This is a genomic window from Halovenus amylolytica (genome assembly GCA_004015825.1).
Lineage (GTDB): Archaea > Halobacteriota > Halobacteria > Halobacteriales > Haloarculaceae > Halovenus > Halovenus amylolytica.
In genome coordinates, this window is sequence record SAYS01000007.1 from 13,435 (window position 1) to 29,032 (window position 15,598).

The following is a 15,598-nucleotide window of genomic DNA, read 5'->3' on the forward strand; positions in this document are numbered from 1 at the left end:
GTCAGTCGCCGAGGAGACTCCGCAGCGAGCGGGTTTTGACGCCACACTGTGGCTGGTACTCACAGGGCTCGCATTTCGAACGATTGGAAGTTCTCGCGGGTGGCCCGTCGATGGAATCCGCGATCCGCACAGCCTCGCGGTAGGCTGCTGTCCGGCGGGCATCGACGTCGACCTTCCGGACGATTCCGTAGGCTGGATACTCGGCGTAGACAGTGTCGACTGCCGTCTCCCGTTCCCAGGACAGTGCTTTCGCGGCAGCCATCAGTCGCGCGCTCTGTGGCCGCCAGATCCCCTCCTCGGGGGGTTCGCCTGCGAAGACAAGCGATAGTGACGGCGGTGAGTCGAGCACTTTGTGCGCGATCCCGCGACACTCCCGTCCGCTGAGGAATAGCTCGGTGTCGGCTGGATCGGAGAGATCGTCCCACCGGTCGAGGCGGGCCTTTGCACAGCCCAGTCTGGACTGGAACTGCGTCGGAGTTACGTCGATAGGCGCTGATTTCAGTCGCTCCGTATCGGCCAGCAACTTGTCGTACTCGAAGGCAATCTCACGGCGCTCGCCGACGATCTCCGGTGGTTCGGTCTCGTCGGGACTCGTGCGCCGGTAGTAGAGCTTTCGGGGACAGTAGGCCGCTGCCTCGACGTCGCGAAACGAGTGCATAGGCCTACTGGCCGCGCTTTCGAATAAAAAAGTCGGCCCCGGGTAGCAGGAACTGCAATCTCACTCCATGGGCTCGACCTCGAAGGTCGCCGCCCCAGGATCGGGAAGTAACTCCTCGATCTGGTCGCGTGCCTCGGTCTTCGAGGCGGCAACGACGACTAGCCCTTCGGCACGCTCGTCGCCGGTGGCACGGTAGGCCGCCGTCGCCTCGTCGAACTCGGTCGCGTAGGTCCGTAAAATCCCCCGGACCTCGCCTTCTAACTCCGGGAGTGCGAGTTCGTTGTTCTCGTACTGTGTGAGTGCGTCTTCGATGTTCCGGAGGGCTGAGATTCGGTCCATTGTGTCAGGTGGAGTGTTCGGGTGAAGATCAGGTAGTGCGAAGGTGGTTTTGCTGTGGTTCGTACACTTCGCCTTTCTGTTTGAGTTTCTCGATTTCGTGTTCGGTCTTGCTCTCTTCGATCCCCTCCTCCTCGGCGCGTTCGATGATGATGTCGACGGGTGCACCCTCGTCGTACTCCTCCTCGATCATCGAGATGAGCTGTTTGATGTTCTTGATCCGGTCGCGCTGGCTCTTCGAGGTGCCTGTCTCGATCATATCCGCGTCGAGTTCGCCCGTCTCGGGGTCGAGCCCGATATCTTCCAGACAGTACTGTGCGATATCGATCGCCCGCTGTGCGTCGCTTTCCTCGACCGTATCGGAGAGTCGCACGCGTGCGCTGGCCTCCGAGAGTCTGACGAGCGCTTCGAGTTTTCGGGCTGTGACGGGGACTGGGGCGTCTTCGGTATCACCCGTCGACCGGAGATCGACGTAGTACTCCTGGATCGCGGATTTCGCATCCTCGGTCATCGTCGGATAGCAGTTCCGCTGGGCGTAGGCGACGTACTTCCGGAGGAGGTCGGGTTCGATCGTCGGCGCGACATCGTCTGTGATGCGCTCGACTTCCTCCTGGGTGTAGTTCGACGCGCTCGTCTCCGTCCGGTGGGTGTTGAGTTCGCCCGCGTAGTTGGTCTGCAGGATGTGCTCTGCCAGTTCGGAGTCTTTCTCCTCGTCGGGTTTGTCGGTGACGGTGAAGATGAGGTCGAACCGGGAGATCAGCGGCGGCGTGAGATCGATCTGCTCACCGATCGGTTCGTACTCGTCGAAGCGGCCGTACGTCGGGTTCGCTGCACCCAGGAGTGAACAGCGTGATTTGAGTGTTGCGTTAATTCCGGCCTTAGAGACGCTAATACTCTGTTGTTCGAGCGCCTGGTGCATGGCGCTTTGATCTTCGCTCCTCATCTTATCGAGTTCGTCCACTGCCGCAATTCCCTGGTCTGCCAGCACGAGTGCACCCGCTTCGAGGGTCCACTGCTGGCCTTCGCCGAAGTCGTCCCTCACAGCCGCAGCGGTGAGCCCTGCCGCCGACGACCCCTTCCCGGAGGTGTACACCGAGCGTGGCGCGATATTCTTGATGTACTGTAAGAGCTGGGAGTTGTGGGAAATAATTCCATTCGAGATGTAATTGTGCGTATCAGCGACTTCGAGGTCGTATACCCAGTTGTAATCTGGTTCAAGGATCTTTATTGAGTTGATTTTCTCCCAGTGAACAGAACCTTGAGCAAGCGTTTCCAGCTTTTGAACCGTCTCTGTGACCGCAAGTGCCTCATCAATGCGATCTAGTATAATTGATCGTGCATCGTCGAGTTTTCCTCCGTCTGGTGCGACGTTTTCGCGTTCGTAGTAGCTTATAGCTGTTTGCGTAACGTTCATTCCCTCCGAAAGTACTCGTTGAGAGAGATTCAGTTCCTCTCTCGCAGATTCGATTGCGCCCCACTCGTTGTTTTCGACACGCTTTCGCAAGTCATGCAACTGTTCGATTCGGGTCGAGAATTCACGGACAACAGTTTTGAGACGGTCACTGCTCGGGTTCCGGTCGCCACGTTCGTAGTGTTGGTATGTTTGGCGCAGGATACCACACTCAGACTGCGGAAGAGCGAGCGACTCACGGACATCCCGTAACAGTTCGCCAACGCCAGGGACAACATCGGTATTCGTATTCTGTGAAATTCCATCGAAAGCTGCCGCAGCTCCTGACTTCCGTTCCGTTATGAGCCCGATTTCTTCAACATACGTCGCGAAGTTGTTTCCACTAATTCTGAGGCGGTGACTGCCATTTTCACGCTGTTCCAACCTGCTATGAATACCCTCAGACAAGAGAAGGGAGCGAACATCCTCAAGCAGTTCACGACTCATAGATGACACTGCGATTTCACGCTGTTTGGTAGAAACGTGTCCTTCACTCTCTATGTATGCCTGTAAGAAGTTCTGCCGAGTCTGTGTATCCGCCACTGCTATTTTTTCGGGGACCCGCTGTTCTGCGGAGCATTTCAGAATCGCGGGTTCGAGGTTTTCGAGGAAACTAACGAACTCACCTGCTGTACAATTTATTTCACTTGCTGTTTTGTGATCACGACCATCTCGCTCGAAGTATGAGAGATTTAATTTATCGAAGGCTTGTCTCACATCGGATAAGATCTCAGAATCGTTGTTAGTGATCGAGACAGTCCCTGTATGATCATCACTCAAAGAGACATGGCCTTCTGCAATGATATAACCTATGAGGCGAGCGAGCCACGGTTCCCAGGTGTCGGGAAGGTTTAGACGCACAGCATTGTTCGCTTGAGAGCGACGATAATCAATATCAAGGTTTGTCTCTGCAGTGGTCGATATCTGTCTAGGAATGGCAATAAATTGACCTGTACGGAGATGTTCAGCTTCACGAGGCACAAATTCCCCATCAGACTGAACAAAAAGCGGATGAGATGGTGTGACTTCGATTTCACGGCCGCTCGCAGTCGTAATCTGATACATCTTTTCGGGCGCTTCACGTTTCCACACTTTCGTCGCGCTTCGGTTCTCAATTCGTCCGTCGTCGGTTAATGACGGGACTGGAATGTCGACTGTATTGTACACCCCATCGTCAACTGGGACGGGATCATCGAGGTTCTCCTCGACGAGTTTACCGATCTGCTTCCGTCGACCGTCACCAAGCGTAACTGTCGTATCCCCCTTTACACACTTCCCGGTACCAGGATCGCCAACGAGGAGAATATGCAAATCCCCGCGTGTCCGCGAGCCGTCGGGGAGGAACTTCGTCACACCCGAAAACAGCTGGAAGACCATCGCCTTTTTCTCCATCTCGTAGCCGTAGATCGAGGGCGCGATCGCGCCGACCATCTCCTCGTAGATGTTGGGTGTGTTCGAGAGTTCGACGATCTCCTTTTTGTCATCTTCGGAGATATCCATCTCCTCGAACTGCTCGTCTTCGACCTCGATGCTCAGTCCCTCCATGTAGACGTCGAACATCGCCGACTTCTCGCGGTCGTTACCCTGCTGTTCGAGGTTGAGAATTCCCGTCGCAGTGACGTGGTCTCCAGGGGTCACCTCGCCGGTGATGTCGTCTTCGATGTGGACGTCGATGCTCTGTGGTGTCTCGCCACCACGGAGTCCCTCGGGGGATTCCTGGATGCGGAGTTTCTGTGCGTCGATGAACTCCGACTGGTCGTAGTTGATCCGGAACGGACCCTGTCGTTCACAGCCCTGGCACTCGTGGGGCTCCTGAAAGTCGCCGCCCTCCTGGGGGATGCGGGTGAGCGTCCCACAGCGCTGGCACTCGAAGGCCGCCGTCGTGATCTTCGGACGGACATCGGTCGCCTTCCTGACGATCCCCTGTGCCGAGATCAACATCCCGCGGTGGTCCGCCCGGATCTCGCGGATGCCCGTCGTCTCCGGGAGATTCTGCACCCGGATGTGGGCCTGCCCCAGCGAGACGTCGACGGGCAGATCGTACAGCCGCAACGCCTCCTCGGCGTACTCGCGGAGCTGTGTGGGTTTGTTTCGGAAGTCGTCGGCGAGATCCGAATCGAACCGGTAGAGATCCCCCCAGTCGATGTACAGCGATTTCTGCTCGTTGGGATACTTCTGGGCGAGCTGGGCGATCTCGTTTCGGTAGTAACTCCTGTAGAACTCCTCGAACGAGTCGATCAGTTCTGTGTCATCCGCACGGGCCATCTGGTGAAGCAGAGATAATGCCCGCCCATTCAAGAAGGTTCGCAAACCGGGGTGGAACTGAAGCTTGTCCGTACTGTCGCGGAGTGTTTCTCCCGCACATCAGAAAAAACGAGAACAGTCGAGCCCGAACCGGTGTTCGAGACACCGGTAGCCTGACTCTCGGAACCAGTTTCTGTCCGTCGAGTAGCAATCCCATCCGACCACAGAATCCACTCCGATCAGACGACGCCCAGTCCGCCGAGGACGAGGCGGAGGCCAATGCTCGTGAGCAACCCGAGCACAGCCACTCGGCGCTGTCGTTCTGTAACCACACTGCGAAGTTTTCGCCCACCGAGCACACCGACAGCAGCCGGCACTGCGGCGACCACGGAGAGCGCCAGGACAGTCGTATCCGGATAGAGGCCGAGCGCGCCAGCAGTCGCGACGCGGACACCGTTGAGACCGACGAAAAGCATCGCGACGACGCCGACAAACAGTCCATGCGGAAGCTCACAGCTTTTGAGGTAGGCGACGAGCTGGACACCGACGTTCGTCCCGCCGAACAGAACACCCGAAACACTCCCGACACCGATCATCGCAGCAGGACTCTCGACGAAACAGCCGGCCTTCGCGCGGTCGAGTCCGGGAATCGGAACTGCCTGCTGGAGGCTCGTGACGAAGGCGAGCGTGACGACCCCGAGTCCGACCCGGAGCGGTGCCTGTGGAAGCGAATCGAGAACGGCCATCCCGACGAGCATCCCGACGAGTGCGCCGCCGAGCAGCGGACCGAACCGCTGACCACAGGTGCGAAGCTGCGATCCGGAGAGTTCGCGGACGAGCGAGAGGTTCACTGCGAGAATGGGGATGATCATGAAAACGACCGCCGTCGCCGGCTCGATGACCGTCGCCAGCCCCATCGTCGCGACGACGCCAAAGCCGAATCCTGCGAGGCCGTTGACTACGCCTGCAACGAGGATGATAGCGCCGAGAAAGAGCAAGAAAACAGGGGTCAGCGGGAGCGACACAGTCGGGATTACCTGGCTGAGTACTTAATGATAGCTCCCTCGTGTGAGGTTAGTACAGTATCGGTGCCATCGACAGTACCGAACCGTTCAGCGGTCGATACCGCCCTCGTCGTCTTCGAGCACCGCCTGGACTTCGTGCTCGTCGACGACGGCGAGATCCCCTGTAATCGTCCGTTTGAGAGCGGCAGTCGCCGCGCCGTACTGGAGCGCGTCGCCGACAGAACGACCAGTCAGTTCCTGGGAGAGGTAGCCACCGACGAAGGCGTCACCGGTCCCGATCGGATCGGTCGTCTCCGTCTCGAAGGTTGGCTGTTCGAGCAGTTCCTCGCCAGTCCAGGCGAGTGCACCCTCGTCGCCCCGTGTCACGACCACTGTCTCGCAGTCGTAGGTCGAACGGAGATCTCTGGCGAGGGTTTCGGCGTCGCCGGAGAAATCGAGGATACGGCGTGTGTCTCGCGCGGGCGCAAAGAGAAGATCAACTTTCGGCAAGAGGCCGTCGTAGGTTTCCCGCGCCTCTTCGGGTGACCAGAGTTTCTTCCGGTAGTTGAGGTCGAATCCTGTTCTGTCGGCGGTTTCGAGCAGTTGACTGGTCGTCTCTTCGAGTGTCTCCGAGAGTGCGGGCGTGATCCCAGTCGTGAACAGTAGCGCGGCCTCGTCGATGACCCCCGTGTCGAGTTCCTCGGGCGTGGCCGTCGTCACCGCCGCATCTGCCCGGTCGTAGATGACGTTCGTCCCGCGTGGCCTGCCACCCTGTTCGAGGTAGTAGGTCCCCTGGCGACCATCCTCGCTGCGGACGGCACGAACGTCGACGCCGTGGCGACGGATCTGCGCGACGACGCGGTTGCCGAGCACGGAGTCGGGCAGTTTCGAGAGCCACGTGGCGTCGACGCCCAGCCGCTGGGCAGCGATCGCGACGTTGCTTTCCGCGCCCGCAACCCGGAAATCGAGCTGGTCTGTCGTTTCGAGCCGGTCGCCGTGGGGTGGAGAGAGCCGGAGCAACCCCTCGCCGACGGTCACGAGATCGGGCATTGACTCACCCACAGTGTCAGTCGGTTCATGGCCGGAGGTAGCGTCAGCGACTACATAAACGTTCGAGAAACAGGGGATGAAACGCAGATGATTATCAAAAATGTTTCTGACAGACACACATTCAAATACGTGGAACACGAGAAATCCGACAGAGTGGACCGACGCGGTCAGATCAGGGGGCCGAAAGAGACACACGACGTCCCCGTCAAAGAGCGGTACACCGTCTAAACCTCCAAGATAGCTATGAAACTCGCAACAATCGGTGTCGGCAATGCCGGGACCAAGATACTCGACAGGATGCTCGAATTCGAACAGGAAACGAACCGTAACCTCTGCCGGCACGCGCTGGCGATCAACACCGCCCGGACGGATCTCGCCAAGCCGGATTTCATTCCCGAAGACCGGCGCGTTCTCATCGGCGATACCCACCAGGAAGCGAAAGGCCACGGTGTCGGCGGTGACGTCGACGTCGGTGCCGACGTCGCAAAAACCGATATCGAGGAGATCCGGCGTGCGTTCGACGACGTCGAGATCCACGACGTCGATGCCCTGTTCGTCTCCGCTGGACTCGGCGGCGGGACCGGCAGTGGTGCCGGCCCGGTCGTGATCTCGGAACTCCAGAAGATGTACGACGAACCCGTCTACGGGCTTGGCGTCCTCCCCGGCGAGTACGAGGGTGGTCGACCGGCGCTCAACGCCGCACGGTCGCTGCAGTCTTTCGTCAACGGTGTCGACAATTTCATGGCCTTCGACAACGACGCCTGGCGGGCCCGCGATCAGACGATCGAGGAAGGGTACGACGAGATGAACGAGGAGCTGGCGAAACGGATCGTCACGCTGCTCGCGGCAGGCGAACAGGACGAGACGGACGTCGCCGAGAACGCGATGGACTCCAGTGACATCATGCGGACACTCGATACCGGTGGTGTCTCCTCGATCGGCTACGCGTCGAGTGCCGTCGACAGCCAGAAAGGACTGCTCACACGCTTCAAGGGCAACGGTGAGGAGTTCGACGACGAGGCCAGCGACGCAGCGAAGATCAAGGGACTCGTCCGCAGAGCCGTCAACTCCCGGCTGACGATCCCCGGCGAGGTATCGAGTACGGACCGTGCACTGATCGTCCTCTCCGGACCGCCGGAGACGTTCGCCCGGAAAGGGCTGGAAAGCGCCCGGCAGTGGATCGAACAGGAGGCAGACACCGTCGAGGTGCTCGCCGGTGACGACCCCCGTCACAATGCAGATCATCTCGCTGCCGTCGTCCTGCTCTCGAACGTGACGAAGACGCCACGGATCGACGAGATCCAGAACCAGGCTGTCGACGCACAGAACAAGATCCAGGCACAGGAAGCAGTCCGTGACGAGGAGATCAGCGAACTGATTACAGACGAAAACGACGAACTCGACCCAGTAATCTAAGCGTGGGTCCAGCCATATGAAATTCGCACTCGTCGGCGTCGGTGGGGCCGGTGGACGGATCGTCAACGCCCTCGCCAAGGTCGAAAAAGAGAGTGATCGCGCGTTCACCAGAGACCAGCATCTGGTCTTCGATACGACACAGGAAGCCTTCCAGGAGTGTCCCGATATTTCGCCGGACAAACACGTCCTCGTGGGTGATACCCACCCGGATATCCGCGGCGAGGGACTCGACGGCAATATCGGACTGGGTGCAGAGGTCGCCCGGGAGGACACGGACGAAATCTTCCGGGAGTTCGACAAACTCGCCACACACGAGGTCCACGCGACGCTGTTCGTCGCCGGACTCAGCGGCGGAACCGGCGGCGGTGTCGGGCCGGTGATCCTGGATGGCCTCCAGTCGATCACCGACAGCCCCGTCTACGTACTCGGGGTTCTCCCCGACGATAGCGAGGGTGACAAGGCAGCCTACAACGCTTCCCGGTCGCTACAATCGTACGTCGAGCTGGGCGACAACACAATTTTGTTCGACAACAACGCCTGGTACGACGACGGGGCCGACGGCGAGCTGGAAGAGACCTACAAACGGCTGAACGTCGAGCTGGTGACACGGGTGATCGCCGTCCTCGCGGCAGGTGAACTCGAAAACGCACCGATCGCAGAGAACAGGATGGATGCGAGTGACATCATCCGGACACTCGAACCCGGCGGCGTCTCGACGCTCGGTTACGCGACGACGGAGCTGGACCGCCCCGATGGGTGGCTCCACCGGCTGCTCTCGTACTTCCGTTCCACCGACGATGACGAGCCGGTGACGGACGCGACCCAGATCAAGGAACTCATCCAGTCGACAGTCCAGACGAAGATGACCCTCCCGAGCGAGATCACGAGCACCGAGAAGGGGATGCTCGTCCTCTCCGGGCCACGGGACGTCTGTTCGCGCAAAGGCTTCGAGACGGGCCGGTACTGGCTCGAACAGGAGACAGACACCGTCGAGGTTCGGGCCGGTGACGAGCCGATGGATGACTCACTGATCGCCGCCTCGGTCCTGTTGACGAACGTCACCGAGGTCCCCCGGATCGACGACCTCCAGAAACGTGCCGTCGCGTACAAAAACAGCCTGGCAGACGACGAGCCGACGCCCACGACGGCGACAGGTGCTCGGGAAGGCGCGTTCGATTCACCCGTCGAAGACGCCGAGAACAATGCCAGCGACGAAGCGGAGACTGCTGGCGAAACAGACGGTGACGAACAGGAGGTCGTCGATGAAACAGACAGCGACGAAGAAGCGACCACGAGTGAAGACAGAACGGAGCAAGAGGGTGCCGAAGGCAGTATCGAGGACACTGTCGCCGAGGCGAACGCCGCGATCGAAGAAGCGGAGCCGAAGCCAGACGAATCAGTGGACAGTATCGAGGAGGCATTCGCTGGTGACGACGAGAGTTCGGACGACGAGGACGACTCGAGCGCGGAGGACGAATGGGAACCGAAGATCGGGACCGAAGAACAGCTCGACAGCGAGTAACTCAGTTCGGTTTCAGGCGTTCGTCGACCGGCTGTTCGGTGAACTCGAACCGGGCACCCCCGGCCCGGCTATCCAGTATTTCGACGTTCCACTGGTGCGCTTCGGCGATCTGTGCGACGATCGCCAGCCCGAAGCCAGTGCCGTCCGCCTCGGTCGTGAATCCGGAGTCGAAGACGCTCGTCCTGTGTGTGTCGTCGATGCCGGGGCCGTCGTCGGCGACGTAGAAGCCGGAGGGGAGTTGCTCGCCGATCCGTGTCGACGTATGCATCGGATCGACCGGCCCCACCGTGACGGTCGCATCCTCGCCGGCGTGTTCGACTGCGTTCCGGAACAGATTCTCGAACAGCTGCTGGAGTCGGTCGGGGTCGGCCTCGACCTCCCGGTCGGCCCTGATAGCCAGCGACATCTCTTTCGTGTCGACGGTAGCCCACGCCTCGTGTGCGATCGACGCCAGTGAGACAGGTTCCGTCTCCTGTGTGTTCTGACCCTGCCGGGCGAGTGTGAGGACGTCACCGATGATGGTGTCGATCCGGTCGTGGGCCTGCCTGACCTTCTGGAAGGCGGCCTCGTTCCCGGTCTCGGCTGCCCGCTCCAGATGGCCTGTCGCGACCTGGAGTGGGCTCCGGAGGTCGTGGGAGACGATCTCGGCGAACCGCTCCAGTCGCTGTTTCTGTTCCCGGAGGATGTTCTCGCGCTGTTTACGGTCGGTGACATCCCGGCAGTTGAAGACGAGCCCGTCGATCGGTGCCTCGTCGAGGCGGTTGCGTCCAGCAGCTTCGAGTACCCGCCACTCGCCGGTGTTGGTCTGAATTCTGAACTCGATACGCTGCTGGGTGTCGGGATCTGCACGCAGCTGTGTGAGGATCCGTCGGAGCTCGTCCACCTCTTCCGGGTGGATCTCCGATTCCAGCTGCGAGCCGACTAACGAGCCGGGTGGACAGTCGAGTTCGTCCGCGAACGTGGGGTCGGCAAACGTGATACGTCCGCTGCTATCGAGGATCAGGCTGTGGTCGGGGAGCACTTCGAGGAGATCGGTGGGAGCTGGCTGCAAAACGAGCAGTTGGTGGCCGTCGCTGGAGAAACGCTCACACGTCGCCCTGACCGGCCGATCAGCCGGCTGAATCGTCCGCTCCACTGGACGACCCTCGGAAACGAGGGGTTCTATCTCGGGGAGTACGTCGGGCAATTCGGTTCCAGGCGTCAGTTCGGCGGCCGGAAACAGCCGCTGTGCGCACGGGTCGGCCTCCAGAACAGTCGCCGTCTCGTCCAGCAGGATGTAGCCATCTCCGTCCAGTTGTTCGGCCGAACCCGACCGATCGGTCGTCGCGATAGCAGTCGACAGACACCACAGCGCAGTCGTCGCCACTGCGCCCATCGTGACACAAACACGCCGAATCCGTCTCGACTCTCTCATCGCCTGTCACCAGCCCGACGACTCACTGCCATTGGTATATTGCTGACAGTCTCGTGGCATAACCCTTTCTATAATTATTATTACTGGTAGATACGGCAGCCGATCAGTAGGACTCCGGTCCAAACTTGTTGATGAGAACAGTCACGACGAGAAAGGCGGTCGCAGAGGTCAGGCCCATGATCGACGCGACGATAAGACGAGCAACGATCGGCGCATCGATCAAAAATGTCATTATGAGAGTCATAACGACGACGACCACCCCCATATTTCGGAGATCGTCCTGGTCGATCCCGAACCGTTCGAGCATACTGGAAGGACTGGGGGTAGTCATTTCAGCATTGTGGTTTCTGGAGTTGCATCCTTCTATAAGAAGCTTCCTCAGAAGTGTAGTTGTCTCGCAGGTAGGAGCGGCGTTTATACAGTAAACTGTCTTACATACAACTATGGGAGATACCCTGACCTGTGACGACTGTGGCCACGAAATCGAATCGGCCGACGACCTCGAAGAACACGAAGTCCCGGAGGTCGAAGTGGAAAGTGACGGTTCTTTCAACCTCTGGGGGAGCAACGATCTCTATCTATGCAAGGAGTGTCGGAAACCACTCGGCGTCAGTCGGCGGTCGGACAAACGCGGTGAATAGTTCGTTTATTTTTCTGAAAGCCGAGCGAGACACCGACTGAAAGAGTCCTGATTGTTCGCTGGCACCAGATTACGCCGGATCGAGAATCCGTCGGAAGATGAGATACGTGACGACACTGAACCCGATGCCACCGTACAGTGCCACTGCCGTGTCCGACGAGACGAGCAGGAGCGCGACTGCGAGGGCAGGGCCGAGGAAACACGCAACGGCCACCGCACCGTGGTTGTAATCACCCGTGGCGGGGTGGTCGTGAATACCGCCTTCGTCCGTGTCGGTCAGTTGGACACTGGCGTGGTACGGAATGTAGAAGCGAACCCCGATCGCCGAGACCGCCGCGATAATCATACTGAACCGGACCTCGTCCGTGGCAAGGAAGATCAGATAGTAGACGCCGAGTGCAAAAAGCAGCGCGATCACTTTGCTCAAGCGATCGGCTCGCTCGACCGAGTCGGCGATCCCTGTTTCAGACATACTAACAGCACAGTGGGTCGACTGGCTTAAATATTGATTATCGGGACAGCGATCTGCCAATAAAACTGGGCGTGTTTCGACTACGCGGGTTGTAATAAAAAGAACGAAAACTGAGAGTGTCAGTAGTTAGAAGCCGCCGTAGGTGCCTGGGACCCAAACGCTGGTCGGCAGGACACCGACGATCGCCAGCACTGCGATGATACTGACAGAGAGGGAAATTGCCGCAGCCGGTGGGTCAACGTGAGTGTCACCGTGGGCGTAGAAGATCCGCTGGAACGCCTCGCCGATGAGTGCACCGATCATGCCGAACAGCGCGGCGAAAACCAGTGCTGGCACCGCACCGAGTCCGGCGATCGCGGTGTCACCGCTCGTGGTGACCGCGACGTAGGCGGTCGCACCGGGCAGCGTCATGTGGTGTGTGACCGGGATCCGCTCGACGCCGAGGTTCAGGAAGATCAGCGACGCCGCGCTGAGACCGAAGCCGAAGAACACACCGCCAACACCGGTGATGTATCCCGCCATCGCGCCAGCGACGATACCGATTGCTGCGACGTGAGACCACTTGTACATGTTCGGCAGCCACGGCTCGACTGCGAGTCGGTCCTCACCGGATTTGTCGCCGTCACCCGGAACTGTACCGGCGTCGCGCATCTCCTCACGTTCGAATGGACCCATATCGAAGCGGCCGTTCGCTTTGCTGCTGACGGCACCGAGCACGCTGTAGCCGAACACGAGTCGGTGAACGAGCGCGCTGATCACGACCGTGATCGCGATCGGGTCAGTCGGGAAGCCCATGTTGCGCAGGAGCTGTTCCGAGGCGATGCCGAACAGACCGAAGACGGCACCGGATGCCAGGATATCGGGTTTCGAACCCAATGCGAACCCGATATCTTTCCCGTTATGGTAATCGAATCCAGATTCCATATAGCCCTGCTTCGCTGCATAGGCAGCCGCAGCGGCACCACCTGCGAACGAAATGTGTGGACCGAAGACCGGACCGAAACCGGCACCGACACCGGTTGCGCCCTGGCCGCCGAGCGCACCGGCGATCACGAGGAAGCCGGTGAAAATGAATGCTGGCAGTGCACCGATCGCGGCACCGAACGCGCCACCCGCTGCCGCGCCGATCCAGATTTCTGGTGTGTCGACGAGGACGTCTGTCACTCGATCGATCGAACCGGCGGAGAATCCGCCGTCTGGTGGTCCTGCCTGTGCTAGTGCGTCAATCGCTGTAAGTGTGAGTTCTGGTGAAAGTTCAATAGCCATGGTTAGTCACCTCCGTCGTCTTCCGCCCACTCAAGGGATCGTTCGACCGCGTCGTCCCAGCGACTGTACATGTCGTTTGCTTCCGCTTCGTCCATCTGCACGTCGAACGCTTTGTCGACCTGCCAGTTCTCGCGCAGGCTGTCCAGATCGTCCCAGTAACCGACGGCGAGACCGGCTGCATACGCAGAGCCGAGCGCCGTCGTCTCGTCGACAACTGGGCGAACGATCTCCGTCTGGATGACGTCAGCCTGGAGCTGACAGAGGAAGTTGTTCTTCACTGCCCCACCGTCGACACGCAGACTCGTCGTGTCTACGCCGGAGTCGGCCTCCATCGCTTCGGCGACGTCGCGTGTCTGGTAGGCGATCGATTCGAGCGTCGCTCGCACGATGTGCTCTCTGCGCGTCCCGCGGGTCATCCCGACGACGGTACCCCGGGCACGACCGTCCCAGTGTGGGGCACCGAGCCCCGTGAAGCCTGGGACGAAGTAGACACCGTCCGTCGAATCGACGGAGCGGGCGAGACTCGCCGTCTCTGCGGCGTCGTCGATCAGTTCCATATCTTCCAGCCACTCGATCGCGGCACCAGTGATGAAGATCGCGCCCTCGAGGGCATACTGCACCGGTTCACCCGAGCGCTGGAAGCCAATGGTCGTCAGCAGTCCGTGGTCGGATGCGACTGCCTCGTTGCCGGTGTTCATCAGGTAGAACGAACCGGTCCCGTAGGTGTTCTTCGCGTCCCCCTCGTCGAAACAGGTCTGGCCGAACAGTGCGGCCTGCTGGTCACCCAGCGCACCTGCGACAGGAACTTCCGCACCGAGGAAGCCGTCTGCGTCCGTCGTCCCGTAGGTCTGCTCGTCCGAGGACGGGCGGACTTCCGGAACCATCGCTTTTGGCACGTTGAACTCTTCTAGGAGTTCGTCGTCCCATTCGAGGTCCTCGATGTTGTACAGCATCGTCCGCGATGCGTTCGAGACGTCCGTGATGTGGTTCCCGGTGAGGTTGTAGATCAGCCACGTGTCGATCGTCCCCATCAGGAGTTCGCCTTCCTCGGCCCGGTCCCGAAGCGCGTCGGTGCTTCGGTCCGTCCCGATCGGATCGGCGTTGTCGAGAATCCACTCGGTCTTCGTCGCAGAGAAATAGGCGTCACATTCCAGCCCCGTTTTCTCACGGATCCACTCGACTTTGTCTTCTTCCTGGATCTCTTCGACACGGTCCGTGGTTCGCCGATCCTGCCAGACGAGCGCGTTGTGGATCGGTTCGCCAGTTTCCGCGTCCCATACGATCGTCGTCTCACGCTGGTTCGTGATGCCGAGTGCCTCGAGTTGCGAGGCGTCGACACCAGCGTCAGCCAGCCCTTCCGTGACGACCTGCTTCGTATTTTCCCAGATTTCGTTTGCGTCGTGTTCTACCCAGCCTGGTTCTGGATAGATCTGTTCGTGTTTTTCGTAAGCGTTAGCGACCACTTCACCACCATGGTCGAAGACCATGAATCGTGTCCCCGTTGTGCCTTGGTCGATAGCGCCAACGTAAGTATTTGCCATATTGTATCCCTCATGAAGGCGGATAGTTTATCGGTACCTCCGCCCTGTTGGTGAACAATATTGGGTACCATTATAAAAGTTACTAATATATGGGAGATTATCAGGACAGATACGTACTGACAACTGAAAAAGAGTGTCTGGAAGATATATAACAATACTATTAAATAAACCAAAAGCAGTGTGGTGTATGGCAATAAAATCGCATAAATCATCTAATAGATATGCCGACAGCAGACACCAGTTCGGCACAACTGTCAACTCGATTGATAGAGCGTGCGACCTGATTTAAATTTATTTTCTAGTTTGGGCGTACACGCGCTTCAGGGAATACTATGTTAGTCCTATCGAGAACCAACAGATTTATTATTTCCAATAGGATTGTACCACATTCTCGTCATAAACACGACGGGTAGTCGACGAGGTCTCGGTAGCTACAACCGAGAACAGCCCGAGTGACGAAGAGAGAAATCACAGGATAGCAACCGACTGTGTACTGTTTCGCCCGATAGATCGGGCCACAATCAGACGGGAGGTGTTTCTTTCTTGCTGGTCCAGTAGCTATATTCAATATATTTACCAGAAGGA

The 15,598-nt window shown here is 59.0% G+C and carries 13 protein-coding genes; 3 read left to right on the forward strand and 10 right to left on the reverse strand.

Annotation, left to right across the window (positions count from 1 at the left end):
- Window position 1: 1 nt before the first annotated feature.
- From EOW68_RS07180 to kdgK1, 5 genes are all read right to left on the reverse strand, one after another.
- Window positions 2-658, reverse strand: a complete 657-nt coding sequence (locus tag EOW68_RS07180) for a CRISPR-associated protein Cas4 (RefSeq protein WP_128224481.1) — start codon at window positions 656-658, stop codon at window positions 2-4.
- 60 nt (window positions 659-718) lie between these two features.
- The gene (locus tag EOW68_RS07185) at window positions 719-997 is read right to left on the reverse strand and encodes a DUF7854 family protein (RefSeq protein WP_128224482.1); all 279 of its coding nucleotides are present in this window, start codon (window positions 995-997) and stop codon (window positions 719-721) included.
- 28 nt (window positions 998-1,025) lie between these two features.
- A complete protein-coding gene (locus EOW68_RS07190; protein ID WP_128224483.1) occupies window positions 1,026-4,709 on the reverse strand; it encodes an LAGLIDADG family homing endonuclease in 3,684 nt (1,227 codons plus the stop codon).
- A gap of 218 nt (window positions 4,710-4,927) precedes the next feature.
- Window positions 4,928-5,713 carry a sulfite exporter TauE/SafE family protein gene (locus EOW68_RS07195; protein ID WP_128224484.1) on the reverse strand — a complete coding sequence of 262 codons (786 nt, stop codon included), beginning with the start codon at window positions 5,711-5,713 and terminating at the stop codon, window positions 4,928-4,930.
- A gap of 87 nt (window positions 5,714-5,800) precedes the next feature.
- Window positions 5,801-6,742 (reverse strand): bifunctional 2-dehydro-3-deoxygluconokinase/2-dehydro-3-deoxygalactonokinase, encoded by a 942-nt coding sequence (gene kdgK1 / locus EOW68_RS07200; protein ID WP_128224485.1) that lies wholly within the window; start codon window positions 6,740-6,742, stop codon window positions 5,801-5,803.
- Window positions 6,743-6,985: 243 nt separating this feature from the next.
- On the opposite strand from kdgK1, the gene EOW68_RS07205 reads away from it, so the two are divergent.
- Window positions 6,986-8,158, forward strand: a complete 1,173-nt coding sequence (locus EOW68_RS07205) for a tubulin/FtsZ family protein (RefSeq protein ID WP_128224486.1) — start codon at window positions 6,986-6,988, stop codon at window positions 8,156-8,158.
- 16 nt (window positions 8,159-8,174) lie between these two features.
- Window positions 8,175-9,680, forward strand: a complete 1,506-nt coding sequence (locus tag EOW68_RS07210) for a tubulin/FtsZ family protein (protein ID WP_128224487.1) — start codon at window positions 8,175-8,177, stop codon at window positions 9,678-9,680.
- 1 nt (window position 9,681) lies between these two features.
- Here EOW68_RS07210 and EOW68_RS07215 read toward each other — a convergent pair whose 3' ends face one another.
- A complete protein-coding gene (locus tag EOW68_RS07215) occupies window positions 9,682-11,094 on the reverse strand; it encodes an ATP-binding protein (RefSeq protein WP_128224488.1) in 1,413 nt (470 codons plus the stop codon).
- Window positions 11,095-11,197: 103 nt separating this feature from the next.
- Entirely contained in the window at window positions 11,198-11,401 is a 204-nt protein-coding gene (locus tag EOW68_RS07220) for a hypothetical protein (protein WP_128224489.1), read from the reverse strand.
- Between the two features lie 136 nt (window positions 11,402-11,537).
- Here EOW68_RS07220 and EOW68_RS07225 point away from each other — a divergent pair, with 136 nt between their 5' ends.
- Window positions 11,538-11,735, forward strand: coding sequence for a hypothetical protein (locus EOW68_RS07225; protein ID WP_128224490.1), 198 nt, complete (start codon window positions 11,538-11,540; stop codon window positions 11,733-11,735).
- A 69-nt stretch (window positions 11,736-11,804) separates the two neighbouring features.
- Here the strand turns inward: EOW68_RS07225 and EOW68_RS07230 are convergent, their stop codons facing one another.
- The 3 genes from EOW68_RS07230 to glpK all read right to left on the reverse strand — a co-directional run bounded on the left by EOW68_RS07230 (window position 11,805) and on the right by glpK (window position 15,013).
- Window positions 11,805-12,206, reverse strand: coding sequence for a hypothetical protein (locus EOW68_RS07230; protein WP_128224491.1), 402 nt, complete (start codon window positions 12,204-12,206; stop codon window positions 11,805-11,807).
- Between the two features lie 126 nt (window positions 12,207-12,332).
- The gene (locus EOW68_RS07235) at window positions 12,333-13,472 is read right to left on the reverse strand and encodes a DUF7973 family transport facilitator (RefSeq protein ID WP_431358794.1); all 1,140 of its coding nucleotides are present in this window, start codon (window positions 13,470-13,472) and stop codon (window positions 12,333-12,335) included.
- A gap of 2 nt (window positions 13,473-13,474) precedes the next feature.
- Window positions 13,475-15,013, reverse strand: a complete 1,539-nt coding sequence (gene glpK, locus EOW68_RS07240; protein ID WP_128224492.1) for a glycerol kinase GlpK — start codon at window positions 15,011-15,013, stop codon at window positions 13,475-13,477.
- Between the last annotated feature and the right edge of the window lie 585 nt (window positions 15,014-15,598).